The sequence below is a fragment of the Clostridium sp. CF012 genome (assembly GCF_018861755.1).
Classification (GTDB): domain Bacteria; phylum Bacillota; class Clostridia; order Clostridiales; family Clostridiaceae; genus Clostridium_AD.
Map to the genome: position 1 here is coordinate 47,691 of NZ_JAHLEF010000029.1, position 13,779 is coordinate 61,469.

The following is a 13,779-nucleotide window of genomic DNA, read 5'->3' on the forward strand; positions in this document are numbered from 1 at the left end:
AATGTTTACTCTCCCTTTGAGTTATGGATAATATACTTATAACTCTGAATTATTTAACGGCTCCAGCCATAACACCTTTAATAATATATTTCTGTGAAAATAGATAGAAAATAATTATTGGTATAATCGTAAGCACAAGTCCTGCCATTGCCAGATTCCATTGTATTGTAAATTCTCCGAAAAAATAGAAGGTTGAAAGTGGAATCGTTCGGAGGGTTGGACTTCTTAGTACCAAAGATGGCAGTAAATAGTCATTCCATATCCATATTACATTTAAAATGGCTACTGTAACTGTAATTGGCTTTAAGTTAGGAAATACGATTCTCCAAAACACCTGGAACTTGTTGCATCCATCTATCATTGCAGCTTCTTCTAGGGATCGTGGAACAGCCTTTATAAATCCATGATATAGAAAGACAGATAAGCTGGTTCCAAAACCAATATACATAAAAATTAGTCCATAATAGGTATCTATCATCGAAAAATTAATAGCTTTAATTTCCCACCCGCTCATGTATTGCATTAGTGGAATCATAACAGACTGAAAAGGAACAAGCATTGTTGCAACAAAAGTGTAAAATATGAAATTGCCAAGCTTTGAACTACTTCTTACTATTGCCCATGCTGACATTGATGAAAAAATTATTATCAAAACAATACTTATTATTGTTACAAGTAAAGAGTTTGATAAGGCTTTTAGAAATTTCATTTTTTCAATAGCTGATATATAAAAAGAGAAATCTAAGGATTTCGGTAGTCCTATGGTGTCCGTGAAAATCTGAGCTCTACCTTTAAAAGAGTTGACCACCATAATATACATAGGGAATAAGGTTACCGCTACTGAAAGAACTCCTAGTATAACAAACATTGTAGATGCTTTTAATTTTCCTTTCATTACATATCAACCTCTCTTTTCTTAGTAGTATAGATCTGTAAGACAGTAACTACCATTATGACCAAGAAAAAGATAATAGACTTAGCCTGTGCCTGTGCATACTTATTATAGCTAAAGGCTGTTGAAAATATATTCATGGTAACAAGTTCTGTACTTCCAAAAGGCCCACCGTTCGTTAATGATAGGTTAGTATCATATTGCTTGAAAGAATTTGATAAAGTGATAAATAAACTTATTGTAAAAGCAGGTGCTATTAGAGGAAGTGTTATTCTTTTGAATTTAGTCCAGTTGTTTGCCCCATCTATACTGGCAGCTTCCATAACTTCCTCAGATATACTCTCAATAGAAGCTATGTATATTACCATTACATATCCCGCCATTTGCCATACCCCTACAACAACCAAGGCCCAAAAGGCTGATGTAGGCTCATCTAACCAATTAAAGAATATCTTTTCTGTATGTGTCAATATACCAAATTGTTCGAAAAACTTTGTAAATATAAATTTCCATATAAAACCTAGAATAAGACCGCCAATTAAATTAGGTAAAAAATATACCCCTCTAAAAAAATTTTTACCCTTAATTTTTGAAGTTACTAGTAGAGCTAGTGAAAGCCCTACAATATTAACAAGAATAATCATAACAAAAGTATATTGTGTTGTAAGCCAAAAAGCGTCACTAAACTTTTTATCTCCGAAAGCCGCTGCATAATTTGTAAATCCTACAAAAGTTGAACCTTTAAAAGCAAAACCATTCCAATTTGTAAAAGAGTATACTATTCCCATAACAAAAGGAATAATAACTACATTTATAAATATAAACAGCGAAGGAATAACAAACAAGGCTGTAGTTATTTTGCCTTTGAGTTTTTTATTCATTATTACACCCTCCATTTCTATTTTTATTTTTCTTAGATTAAAAGCCCCTTATGGAGGCTTTTAATCTAAGAAGGTATGCTATTTCTTTGCTGCATTAATCCAAACTGCGTTTATTTCATCTAGTAATTGATCTGTATTTGTTTTGCCTGCATAAAATTTTTCCATTGCACTGGAACAATCCTTGTCAACACCTGCTGGGAATAGACTGAAAGTCCATGGAAGAGTCTTTCCATCCTCTGAATATTTCGAAACATCCTTGGAAAGAACATCTAATTTACTAGTATCAAAGCCATTGTATGCAGGAATAACCTTGAATTTCTCAGTAACATATACTTGCCCAGCTGGATTAGTAAATAACCAATCAAGGAACGCAATTGCTCCTGCTTGTTGTGCTTTCGAAGCAGCTTTATTTACTCTAAAGAAGTTTGAGTTTCCTACTGATATGGACTGATTACCATTTATTGGCATTGCCATCATACCATATTCAAAACTAACTTTATAATCGTCAATTATTCCTTGTGCCCAGTTTCCTTGATGAATCATTGCAAATTTTCCTTGTGCAAATCCTGCAACTTGATCGTCATAACTATCCTTGGCAAGATTTGTATATGGTTTAAGCTTTGCTAAATCTTCTGCATATTGTTTAACTTCTGGGACGTCTTTTAACTTTAATTCTCCACTTATAACCTTAGGAATAACCTCTTTGTAGTTACTCATTGTTGCAAATGGCCAGTTGAATGGGTGCATAAATTGGAAGTATGTTTCTTTTGCAAAGGCTATTGGACTTTTCACACCTTTAACAAGTGCAAGTTTCTTGCTTGCTTGGGCTAAATCATCTATTGACTTGATACTAGCAGGGTCTACTCCTGCCTCCTTGAACATAGTTTTATTATATATTAATCCAAAGCCTTCAATAGCCATTGGCAAACCGTATAGCTTACCATCCTTCATTGCATCATCAGCCTGTCCTTTAGCTACTTGTTTTGCTGCTTTTGCAGAGTCCAGTGGCGCCATAAAACTGAAGAACTTTTCAAACTCGCTACCACTGCCGCAAGTGAAAAGTGTAGGTGCTTTTTCTGGACTAGATGCAAACTGTGATTGTAGGGTTGTTACTAAATTATCTCCTGCTGAACCTAAGATTTGAACCTCAACATCAGTTTGAGAGCTATTAAAGGTCTTTGCTGCATCTTCAAGCTGTGTTTGAATTTCAACCTTGTTTTGAATTACTGTAATTACTGCTTTCTCCTTTTTAACTGGATCAGTTGGTTTTGTATCCCCACTTTTTGAGGCACATCCAGTCATAGTTGATAATGCAAATACAATAGCTAAAATAGTACTCATGGATTTTTTCATGCTAATTCCCCCTATTTTTTATTTCTTTACGGCTTCAAAATATAATGAATACCTTTACACCAATAGTTTGGTATAGTCAAAATATTCAAAGTATATTGACATTATACCCAGAAAATTGTATGCTTTTTACACAATGTTAATATATTTTGCACTTTATTATGGTTAATTTTTGTGAGGTGATAATTCTTTGGGAAATATATACGAGAAACTTGAACATACGATGGCAAGAAATAGATATATCTCTTATATTCATCCACCATATGCACTGGAGTGTGAGTTGGTACAAGCTATTCAACATATGGATAACGATAAAAGTATCGAGATCTTGAAACAAATCAATTCCCTAGAACGAGCTCAACTTTCTAAACTACCCCTTAGCTCGCTAAAGTACTCACTTATAGCCTCCTGTACATTTTTTACACGGGCTGTAATTGAAGCAGGACTAGATACTGAGACTTCCTTTATGTTAAGTGATTATTATATTAACCTTATTGACGAAACTACTATTCTATCTGAAGTTCAGGCTTTAGAATACAAAATGCTAAATGATTTTATTATGGTTTTAAAAAAATATAAAGAAAATATCTATAATCCACTTATTAATCGAGTTATTACTTATATAAATAAGAATATAGAAAATAATTTATCCCTAGGAGAAATCTCTTCTTTTGTAAACGTGCATCCCAATTACCTGTGTGCTGCTTTTAAAAAGGAAGTGAGCAAAACCTTATACGAATATATTAATCATCAGCGAATTATTGCAATTAAACTTTACATGAACCATGCAAATTCAAGCATCAGTGAAATAAGCTATGCTTTTAATTTCAGCCATGTAACTTATTTTTCTCGTTTTTTCAAAAAACAAACCGGATTAACGCCAAGTGACTATAAAAAGCAGTGTTCAAGTACAAATTCCTTAGTGGAGGATTAATAAGCTCTTTACACTTAAAGCATAATGCCACCCTTAAACTACTAGGGGTGGCATTATGCTTATAAAGATTGTATATAATAAGAATTCTATATGCGTGCCTGCTGCTAAATGAGGATTACTTGCAATTTACCCTGCCTTCATAAACATTTAAAATAAGATTTGCAGGGAATAGACGTTTTTCAAATATAATAATCATTGATAAACCAGCTTCAATTAATCCAATCATAAAAAATAAAACATGCAAGAATACAATATCATTCATTATAATGCATTGTACAACGATGAAGATCACTAAAGCCCAACTAAAAACACTGCTTATATAACCTTGAAATCTTGACTTAAACCTAAACATTAAAGCACTAATAACATTACCAATACCAATTATGGTAAATAAAATAATTCCGGGTATAAGAAAATTGCTAAAGGGTGAATTTTTTAAAACCTCAACTGGAATACCGAGTGGTGCTTGGGCATTGCTAATAGCGGCTAGTCCTCCGGCCATGGCTCCTATTCCTACAAATAGATGTAATGCAAACAACAAACGATAAACTTTCCTCATTTCAATTCCGCCCCCATTATCCCTCTTAATAAATATCTCCTCCAAATTTACTCTTATTTGTATTTTACTCTATATTTTCAATATTATATATATTTAATATTACTTAACAATGGCAAATTTAGAAAAAATAAGTGGTTAGTAAATAGTAAAAAGAAGGAGCTAACTAATCATTATCTTTAACTCCTTCTTTTCGCGATTTTTTTCTATCATAAATAAAATATGTTAGAATATATTGTTGCATTTTGTATATTCCTTGTGGTAAAATAGTCCTGAAAAACAGAAAAATTTGGATACGTTTACATGGAATTATTTTGAAATACTCCATTCATACATATGTTATAACAAAAAAGCTTCTATGATGAGTAAGTATCCAAAACATTTAAGGGGGGGCTCATAATGAATACTACCGTACACAATCAACATCCATCATTCAAAGGTTATCCTATGGGATTCTGGTTCGTCTCATTGCTACAAGTCTTTGAGAGGTTCAGCTACTATGGTATGAGAGGACTTTTAATACTATATCTTGTAACAGAAGGGATTAAAGGCGGATTAGGCCTTGACACAGCAACTGCCTCTACATTATATGCTAATTTCACTATGTTTGTTTATTTTGCACCACTCGCTGGAGGTTATATAGCCGACAATTTTTGGGGAAAAAGAAAAACCTTCTTTATCGGATCAATATTTATAGCAGCTGGTATGTTCGTTCTCTTTGCTGCACAAGGAAAACCAATGGTTATGTTGGCACTTGGCTTGATGATTATTGGTAATGGATTTTGGAAACCGAATATTACATCTATAGTAGGAGATTTTTATGACAATAAAGACCCTAGAAAAGATGGAGCCTACTCAATTTTCTACACATTTATCAATATTGGTGCTTTCTTTTCACCACTTATATGCGGTACGCTTGCAGAAAAAACTTTTGCAGTTACCAATGGAACAGAAGTGATAAGTTATGGTTATAAGTATGGTTTCCTTGCAGCAGGACTCGGAATGCTTATAGGAACTATTCTTTATATTTTATTTGCAAAAAAAGTTCTTGGAGAAGTTGGAGCATTTAATAAAGAGGCTGCTCTTGAAAAAGCACAAGCTAAAAAAGCTTCCGCGGAGGCTAAGAAAGAAGCTTTAACAAAAGATGAAAAGAAAGGCGTTGTTGCAATTTTTGTTCTTGCTTTCTTTGTAATTATTTTCTGGGCAGGATTTGAGCAAGCTGGTTCAAGCTTAACAATTTACACAAATAAATTTATAAACAGAACTGTAGGTGGATTTGAAGTGCCAACATCTTGGTTCCAATCTATAAATCCATTTTTATGTGTTATTCTTGGTCCCCTTTTTGCAATGCTCTTTGTGCGACTTTCAAAAAGACCAAAAGGAGACATACCTACAGCAACTAAAATGGGTTTAGGTTTGATTCTTCTTGGTATTGGCTTTGCACTTATGGTTGGTGCATCAATGGAAAGAGGTAATTCAGCGGATGCAGCAATTAAAGCTAATATTCTTTGGCTTTTAGGCGCATATACATTGCACACTGTTGGGGAAATGTTCTTATCTCCAGTTGGACTTTCAATGGTTAGTAAACTTGCACCAAAGCAAATTGCTGCTCTTATGATGGGAGTATGGTTATTTGCTACAGGTATGGGTAACTATATTGCTGGTATGGCTGCTGCCTTAGTTGAAACTTGGGGTGCACTCCAGGTATTTGGTTTCGTAGCTGTATTAACAATTGCTTCAGGCTTATTACTATGCTTTCTTAGCCCACTTTTTGATAAGATTATGCCTGCTCACAAACATATCTCATAATCTATTGAAGTGCACTAAGCTTAAAAAGATGATTTCTGTATTTCAGAAATCATCTTTTTAATTTAATTTTTTATTGATTATATCCAATACTCTTCATAATAATTAAAGCCGTGTCCTCTATAGCCCTTTTAGTAACATCTATTGTTAAGCATCTTGTTTTTTTCATTATTTTTTCTGCATAATCTAATTCATCTAATATCCTTGCATCATTAGCATATTGGAAGCTAGAATTAAGCCCATTAAATTTATCCATTCTATGCTTCCTTATTTCAATAAGCACAAAAGGATCTATTTTAAGCCCTATTATCTTCCTACCAGGAATGTTGTATAGCTCATCGGGAACAGGAATTTCTGGCATTAAGGGTATATTTATTGCCTTAATTCCTTTATTAGCTAAATACATACATAATGGAGTTTTTGAAGTTCTTGAGACACCTATAAGCACTACATCTGCATGTTTTATTCCATTATAATCCCGGCTATCATCATAATGTATAGCAAACTCCATAGCTTCTATTCTTTTATAATACTCCTCATCCATGTTCCATATTGCTCCTGGAATATAGTCTGGCTGTTTACCTAATAACTTAGAAGCTAGGCCTATTCCTGGTCCTAATACATTTGATACAAGTATTCCTTTTTCTACGCATCTTTGAACTAAAAATTCTTTTACATCTACCATTATTATCGTTGAAATAACCATTGCTTTGAAATTAGTATCTATTTTACTAATAAAATTATTAACATCCTCAGCTGTTTTGATATGTGGTGTTTTTTTTACTATTACACTATCAGGGAACTGACTTGCTACTGATTTAGCCACAAGTTCCGCTGTTTCACCTATTGAATCCGATACCGCATATATTGTTAACATCTTTGCATCACATCTACTTTCTTTTATATTTTTCTTCAGTTAAAATAAGGTTAATTATAGAACTTAAATTAAATTATCTTTTTTCAATAAATTAAATAAGGTTGGATTTAGATTAAATTGATTCATTAAAGCATTAACTTCCGTTAGTGATTTTTCTCTTTTCTCCTTAGATATATTGGCTTTTGAAGCTCTAATTAATATATTTTTAGGAGAATGCGATATATCTATAAATTCTAGGAGCTGTGTCTTATATCCCGCGCACTCTAAAAGATTTGCTCTTACTGAATCTGTCATAAGTGCTGAAACTCTTTCTTGAACTATTCCGTACTTTGTTAATATGGATAATGACTCTGTTTTAATTTGGCTATTAAATTCATGTTGGCAGCAAGGAACAGAGAAAATCATCTTACTATCCCACTTTATAGCATTATATAGTGCGTAATCAGTGGCCGTATCACATGCATGCAAGGTAATAACCATATCTACACTATTATTATATTTAAATCCGTTTATATCCCCTAGCTCAAAATGTAAATTTTCATAATTGTATTTTTTAGCTATATCATTACATTTTTTTATTACATCTTCTTTAAGATCTAGGCCTATCATTTTCACATTGATTTTTTTAATTTCTACAAAATAATAATATAATATAAAGGTTAAATAAGACTTCCCACAACCAAAATCTAATATAGTGAGTTCCTTAAAATCATTATTTTTAACTTCGTCATCTATAATTTCAACAAACCTGTTTATTTGCTTATACTTATCATATTTTGAATTAACAACTCTGCCTTCTTTTGTAAAGATACCTAAATCTATAAGAGGCTCTATTATCATTCCCTCTTTAAGAATATAATTTTTTTCTTTGTTATGTTCCTTATTAGCCAGTTTTACATTATTGCTTTTTTTTACACCTAAGTGAACTTTACCTTTTTTAGATATTTTTAATTCAAATGTAGTTGTGTTTGACCAAGCATCCACTTGTTTATAATTAGATGATACATATTCTAAAAGTTTTTCTCCTAAAATATCTATATCAATATTCTCATGAAAAACTTGCTTGTCAGTGGATTTTTCTATTTGATAATATTGTTTTACATCATCTTCTTTTAATACAAATGTTATTCTATTGTAGTTCGCATCCATATTCATTTTATTACTAACAACTAATTTTATAATATCTTGCTGAACTATTTCATCAATCGCTTTTTTTAATTTTTCCATTTCAACACACCTTATTATTTATTTTAAACTACTTTTCTATACAATTATATCACTATATAACAAATTAATTAATTCTACCACTTTAAGGTCATTATCAAGAAAAACCCTTTCAATATATATAAGATTATAGCTTTTTAATAGGAATTTGTATTTCTGAAACATATTCTTCTTCAGAATCCGCAAAATCGTAGTCTACTATATTTTTTTCGATAGAATCTCCCAATATTTGATATCCATTTTTTTCAATCCATCCAATAAGAAATCTATAATGTTTTTCGATATCCCTATATGGACCTGAAAATACAATGCAGGCATAGTCATTTTCAGGAATTATCTTTAATTGTTTATGTAATGAATTTTCTATGGATACTATCTCAATGAAATACCTAACCCTATTAAAATTTTTCTTTATTATGTTTTCTATTGATAATGAAGCATATAGTTGCCCTTCAATGAGCCAAGAACTAAGTTTCAAATATTGCTCACTATTTTTAAATGATTCTTTAATTTCAGAGTCGTCTTTACTATTATTAGTATCTAGAAAAACTCCTCTTCTTTCAGTAAGTCTTTTTATTTTTACCACGTTCATCTCTTCTTTTATACTCTCTAAAATCTCAAGTTTATCATTTATTTTCTTTTTCAAATTTATAAGCTTATTTATTTTCGTATCAATTTCCTCTTCTTTCCCCTTAAGAAGGGTTACTAAATTGCTAGTATTCTTATTTATCATATATTTCTTTATATCATTTAAAGAAATATCAAGATTTTTCAAAAAAAGTATTCTACTTAATTTGAAAAAATTTCTAATGCTGTAATATCTATATTTATTTTTAGTGTCGTATTCAGGTTTTAAAAGATCAATTTTATCGTAATGTCTTAGTGTATCTGTGCTTATATTAAAAAGTTTGGACAACTCGCCAATTAAAAATTTATCTTCCATAAATCTCTTTTCTCACCTTCCTGTTATTGTACCTTATTTTTTTTATTACTTTAATTATAAGCATTAAAGTAATAAAAAGGTGGATAAATAAACAAATAAAATTAGAGTATTGACCTTAGACTCACTCTAAGGTCAATACTCTAATTAATATATAATTATTTTATTACTGCAGTGATTAAGAAAATTATAAAATTAATGAAATTGATAAGTATAATAAGTCTCTTAAGGCATAGAATAAACAAAAGGTAAATTTGTGGATAAATAGACTTTTCTGAAAATATAGTCACTATAGCAACTTAGACTTTAAGCTGCTATAGTGATTATTTAAGTTGAAATTTTCCAAAATAAGGAGTATTATATATAATACTGTATAAAGTAACACACTTTAAATTTAATATGGTAAAATTTAAATATTCTAGGGGGAAAAACATGAAAAAATTAAGAATTTTCTGTAGCGCACTTACTATTATGTGCTTTATGGGAACACTCGCGAGTCCTATTGTTTCTGCAAATGCGGAAACAACTGCTACAAAAATAGCACCAGTTATAACTGTTACTAAAGAACTTATGGAAAACTATAAGGTTGGTCAGGTTTATCATGGCTTTAAGCTTATTGAAGATGGTAAGTTAAAAGACTATAATGCTGTAGGTAGAATATTTGAGCATGTAAAAAGTGGTGCAAGACTTGTTCAGTTTAAAAATGCTGATGAAAATAAATATTTTGCAGTAACTTTCAGAACACCTACTGACGATAATACTGGTAAAGCACACATATTGGAACATTCACTATTAATGGGTGGCTCTAATAAATATCCTGTTAAACAACTACTTACATATTTTTTAAATGGCTCTCTTGCTAACGAAATGAATGGATATACACAAGCTGATAGAACCTTCTATCCATTTTCTACAGTAAATGAGCAGGAGTTTAATAACTTAATGGATGTATATCTTGATATGGTTTATAATGCAAGAGTTCAATCCTCAGAAAACATTTTTAGAGAAGAAGCTTGGCATCATGAAATAACTGATGAAAAAAGTCCAATTGAAGATACAGGAGTTGTGCTTAATGAAATGAAAGGCGCAATGAGTTCACCTGAGCAACAACTAATAATTGCAATTAATAGAAGTTTACTTCCTAATACAACCTACAATTTTGTCTCTGGCGGAGACCCAAAGAATATAACTGAATTATCATATAAGGAGCTTGTTGATTTTTATAAAAAATATTATAATCCATCAAATAGTTTTATATTCATATACGGTGATACACCTTTGGATGATAAATTAAAACATATTGATGAGAACTTTTTAAATAAAGTTACTAAAACTACTGTTGACTCAAAAATAGTTAAGCAAAAACCATTTACTGAAAGAAAATACTATGAAGCTGAGTATGGAATTCCAAAAGAACAACCAGCAGATAATAAAGACTATCTTACATTAAACTTTGTTACTGGTGATGCTTCTAATTTAGAACAATTAGTAGCTACTCAATTATTTACATCCTTAGTTTTAAATAATGAAAATTCAATTTTACATAAAGATTTAAGAGCTGCTGGTTTTCAAAATATAGGTGCATTTTCAAATCCTGGACAAGCACAATGTGTTACAACAATTTTGGCATCTAACACAGATAGAAAACAAAAAGAATTATTCGAAAAAACAGTTATGAATTCATTAAAAGAAATATCAAAACAAGGTATTGATAAAGAATTATTAGCTTCTACCTTAAGTAGTTTTGAATTAGCTGATAAGCTTGGTAAAGCATATACTAAAGAGACTGGAAAATCATTATATGGTCTTGTTAGCATGGGTTTTGCTTATGATACAAATATGTTATCTCCTTTTAAATCTGATGATGCGATCATGGAAAATTTAAAAAATGCTTCTAAAACTCGTTATTTTGAAAAGATCATTGATGATAAATTTGTAAACAATAAATTCACCTCTTTAGTAACATTTAAAGCTGTGGCTGGTTTAAATGATAAAGAAAAAGAAGCAGAAGTAAAAAAATTAGCGGACTATAAAGCATCATTAAGCAAAGAAGCTTTAAACGCATTAATTAAATCAAACGTTGAATTGAAGCAGTGGCAATCAACACCTGAAACACCTGAAGTATTATCAAAGCTTCCAATGATTAATGTTGATACTCTAACTCCTAAAATCACTAAAACACCACTTGAGCTAAAAAGTGTAGATGGAGTTAAAGTACTTTATCATCCAATGTATACAAATGGAACAAACAATTTATCATTATACTTTGATACAACCAAAGTTAAACAAGCACAAATTCCTTATATAAATTTATTATCTTCGCTACTTGGTAGTATGGATACAAAAACTCACACTCAAGATGAATTAACAAAATTAAGTGCAAAATACTCAAATGGCCTTAGTATTTCGGCACAAACTTATCCTTCAATTAATCATAAAAACACTTACGCTCCAACCGTGCTAGTAAGTGCAACTTCTTTAAACGAAAATGCACCAAATGCAATAAACCTAATGTTAGATGTCATTAAGGATACTAAAATAAATGACAAAGAAAAATTAAAACTAATAGTAAATAACACTAAAACTAACTTAGATTCTTCAATTGCAAATAATGCTATAAAATTAGCAATTAATAAGAATTCAAGTAATAATAGTGCATATTCTGCATATATGGATAAATTACAGGGTGTAGAATACTATAATTTCATTAGTGATCTAAATAAAAATTTCGATACAAACTATGATGGATTAGTTAAAAATCTTGAGGAGGTTTCAAAAACTATTTTCAATAAAAACAATTTAACTTTAAGTTTAACTTCTGATGATAATGAATTTAACAAGTTTCATAATAACTTATCAAACATTATTGCCAATCTTCCTTCTGATAAATTAACTACTCAGAATTATATATTTAAATTTAATAGCAGAAAAGAAGCATATACAATTGAATCTCCTATTAATTATAACATTCAATCTTTTAACTACAAAGATTTAGGATACAGTGTTAAAGGAAGCCTTCAAGTATTATCTCCTCTTGTAAATTCATTCTTATGGGATACTTTAAGGGTTAAAGGTGGCGCATATGGTGCTCAGCTATCAGCTGATGAGACCGGTGAAATGACTATATTAACTTATAGAGACCCAAGAGTTAAGGAGACTTTCCAAGATATAAAAATGATATCTGAATTTTTGAGAAATGCTGATAAGATATCCCCTATGCAATTAAATCAATATAAGTTAGATGCTTTAAAAGGTTACTATACACCAAAATCAGTATATGAAAAAGCTTCTGAGTCTGATAATTTATACTTTAGTGGAGTAAGCGATGATTATCGTCAAAATTGTATAAATAAAATTCTAAATACAACTACTGATGATTTAAAATCTTATGCTCAAATATTTGAAGATGGATTAAGAGAAAACAAGATTACAACTTTTGGTAATACCAAAGCAATAGAAGCTAGTAAAGATATATTTGACAGTATTCAACCACTATTAAAATAAATTTATAATAAAATACAAAAAGTAGTTAAAATATAATAACTACTTTTTGCCTTTTAATTTTTATAAATACATTCTAGCTATTACAATACTCATATAACCTCTCCAAAAGTCCTTATAAGTTCATTGACATGTAGTATTTTTTCAATTTGTCTTTTATGGTAAGTTTGCCTAAAGAATACTCCGGTGCAGCTGTAAAAGCTGTGGCAACACCTATAAAAACAATAGGCAGTATATCATCTGCAATACAATCGGTAGCTGCATCTAGTAATACTATATTAGATGTAGTAAATAAAATAATGAGTATATGAAAAAGACTGATGAAATTATAGGTTTTGTTCAAAATGTATCAAAACATACTTATTAGGACTGAATGCCGCAAAAGAATCAGCCAGAGTTGGAGAAATGGGTAAAGGATTCGGTGTTGTTGCTAATGAAATAAGGAATCTATCAAGTTCTAGTAGTCAATCAATAAAGGAAATTAATATTAGCATATCTTAACTAAATAATTTAGTGAGTCTGTGAATAATTATTTCTAACTTCACTGTAAAATGATACATATGTAGGGAAATGGACTAATAAAGGTTATTATAATCATAAAAGCGTTGTCGTTAGACAACGCTTTTATGATTATAAATTTTTCATGCCATGCATAATTATATTTACGCAAAATAAAAACCACTAAGTTAGACTTAGTGGTTTTTTTGTTACCTGGCGACAACCTACTCTCCCACAAGGTCACCCCTGCAGTACCATTGGCGCATTGAAGCTTAACCTTCGTGTTCGGTATGGGAACGGGTGTTACCTTCATGCCATAA

12 protein-coding genes and 1 rRNA gene are annotated in these 13,779 nt (G+C 30.7%); 5 read left to right on the forward strand and 8 right to left on the reverse strand.

All coding sequences use genetic code 11. The annotated features are described in order from the left end of the window. Positions 1-49: 49 nt before the first annotated feature. The 3 genes from KPL50_RS19905 to KPL50_RS19915 all read right to left on the reverse strand — a co-directional run bounded on the left by KPL50_RS19905 (position 50) and on the right by KPL50_RS19915 (position 3,126). Complete coding sequence (locus KPL50_RS19905) at positions 50-895, reverse strand: carbohydrate ABC transporter permease (RefSeq protein WP_216300293.1); 846 nt, start codon at positions 893-895, stop codon at positions 50-52. Beyond that, positions 895-1,773, reverse strand: a complete 879-nt coding sequence (locus KPL50_RS19910; RefSeq protein WP_216300294.1) for a carbohydrate ABC transporter permease — start codon at positions 1,771-1,773, stop codon at positions 895-897. The genes KPL50_RS19905 and KPL50_RS19910 overlap by 1 nt, the downstream gene beginning before the upstream one ends. Positions 1,774-1,851: 78 nt before the next feature. Continuing rightward, positions 1,852-3,126, reverse strand: coding sequence for an ABC transporter substrate-binding protein (locus tag KPL50_RS19915; protein ID WP_216300295.1), 1,275 nt, complete (start codon positions 3,124-3,126; stop codon positions 1,852-1,854). 187 nt (positions 3,127-3,313) lie between these two features. Between KPL50_RS19915 and KPL50_RS19920 the strand changes: the two genes are divergently transcribed. Continuing rightward, the gene (locus KPL50_RS19920; protein WP_216300296.1) at positions 3,314-4,057 is read left to right on the forward strand and encodes an AraC family transcriptional regulator; all 744 of its coding nucleotides are present in this window, start codon (positions 3,314-3,316) and stop codon (positions 4,055-4,057) included. A gap of 115 nt (positions 4,058-4,172) precedes the next feature. On the opposite strand, the gene KPL50_RS19925 is transcribed toward KPL50_RS19920, so the two are convergent. Further along, positions 4,173-4,616: a hypothetical protein gene (locus KPL50_RS19925; RefSeq protein WP_216300297.1), complete on the reverse strand. Its 444-nt coding sequence runs from the start codon at positions 4,614-4,616 to the stop codon at positions 4,173-4,175. A 396-nt stretch (positions 4,617-5,012) separates the two neighbouring features. Here KPL50_RS19925 and KPL50_RS19930 point away from each other — a divergent pair, with 396 nt between their 5' ends. Beyond that, the gene (locus tag KPL50_RS19930) at positions 5,013-6,422 is read left to right on the forward strand and encodes a peptide MFS transporter (RefSeq protein WP_216300298.1); all 1,410 of its coding nucleotides are present in this window, start codon (positions 5,013-5,015) and stop codon (positions 6,420-6,422) included. Between the two features lie 70 nt (positions 6,423-6,492). Here the strand turns inward: KPL50_RS19930 and KPL50_RS19935 are convergent, their stop codons facing one another. From KPL50_RS19935 to KPL50_RS19945, 3 genes are all read right to left on the reverse strand, one after another. After that, complete coding sequence (locus KPL50_RS19935) at positions 6,493-7,296, reverse strand: pyruvate, water dikinase regulatory protein (RefSeq protein ID WP_216300299.1); 804 nt, start codon at positions 7,294-7,296, stop codon at positions 6,493-6,495. 63 nt (positions 7,297-7,359) lie between these two features. Next, positions 7,360-8,523 carry an SAM-dependent methyltransferase gene (locus tag KPL50_RS19940; RefSeq protein ID WP_216300300.1) on the reverse strand — a complete coding sequence of 388 codons (1,164 nt, stop codon included), beginning with the start codon at positions 8,521-8,523 and terminating at the stop codon, positions 7,360-7,362. Positions 8,524-8,647: 124 nt separating this feature from the next. Continuing rightward, positions 8,648-9,463: a GyrI-like domain-containing protein gene (locus KPL50_RS19945; protein WP_216300301.1), complete on the reverse strand. Its 816-nt coding sequence runs from the start codon at positions 9,461-9,463 to the stop codon at positions 8,648-8,650. Between the two features lie 429 nt (positions 9,464-9,892). On the opposite strand from KPL50_RS19945, the gene KPL50_RS19950 reads away from it, so the two are divergent. The 3 genes from KPL50_RS19950 (at position 9,893) to KPL50_RS28005 (ending at position 13,462) form a co-directional block, all read left to right on the forward strand. After that, positions 9,893-12,964, forward strand: coding sequence for an insulinase family protein (locus KPL50_RS19950; RefSeq protein WP_216300302.1), 3,072 nt, complete (start codon positions 9,893-9,895; stop codon positions 12,962-12,964). 155 nt (positions 12,965-13,119) lie between these two features. Further along, positions 13,120-13,272, forward strand: a complete 153-nt coding sequence (locus KPL50_RS19955) for a hypothetical protein (RefSeq protein WP_216300303.1) — start codon at positions 13,120-13,122, stop codon at positions 13,270-13,272. Between the two features lie 94 nt (positions 13,273-13,366). Beyond that, entirely contained in the window at positions 13,367-13,462 is a 96-nt protein-coding gene (locus KPL50_RS28005) for a hypothetical protein (protein WP_375372949.1), read from the forward strand. Between the two features lie 208 nt (positions 13,463-13,670). On the opposite strand, the gene rrf is transcribed toward KPL50_RS28005, so the two are convergent. Further along, positions 13,671-13,779, reverse strand: a 5S ribosomal RNA gene (gene rrf, locus KPL50_RS19965); the annotation flags it as partial.

Coding starts and splice junctions, on each gene's coding strand:
- KPL50_RS19905 (WP_216300293.1), bottom strand. CDS start 895: ATGAAAGGAAAATTAAAAGCATCTACAATGTTTGTTATACTAGGAGTT.
- KPL50_RS19910 (WP_216300294.1), bottom strand. CDS start 1,773: ATGAATAAAAAACTCAAAGGCAAAATAACTACAGCCTTGTTTGTTATT.
- KPL50_RS19915 (WP_216300295.1), bottom strand. CDS start 3,126: ATGAAAAAATCCATGAGTACTATTTTAGCTATTGTATTTGCATTATCA.
- KPL50_RS19925 (WP_216300297.1), bottom strand. CDS start 4,616: ATGAGGAAAGTTTATCGTTTGTTGTTTGCATTACATCTATTTGTAGGA.
- KPL50_RS19930 (WP_216300298.1), top strand. CDS start 5,013: ATGAATACTACCGTACACAATCAACATCCATCATTCAAAGGTTATCCT.
- KPL50_RS19935 (WP_216300299.1), bottom strand. CDS start 7,296: ATGTTAACAATATATGCGGTATCGGATTCAATAGGTGAAACAGCGGAA.
- KPL50_RS19940 (WP_216300300.1), bottom strand. CDS start 8,523: ATGGAAAAATTAAAAAAAGCGATTGATGAAATAGTTCAGCAAGATATT.
- KPL50_RS19945 (WP_216300301.1), bottom strand. CDS start 9,463: ATGGAAGATAAATTTTTAATTGGCGAGTTGTCCAAACTTTTTAATATA.
- KPL50_RS19950 (WP_216300302.1), top strand. CDS start 9,893: ATGAAAAAATTAAGAATTTTCTGTAGCGCACTTACTATTATGTGCTTT.
- KPL50_RS19955 (WP_216300303.1), top strand. CDS start 13,120: ATGGTAAGTTTGCCTAAAGAATACTCCGGTGCAGCTGTAAAAGCTGTG.
- KPL50_RS28005 (WP_375372949.1), top strand. CDS start 13,367: ATGGGTAAAGGATTCGGTGTTGTTGCTAATGAAATAAGGAATCTATCA.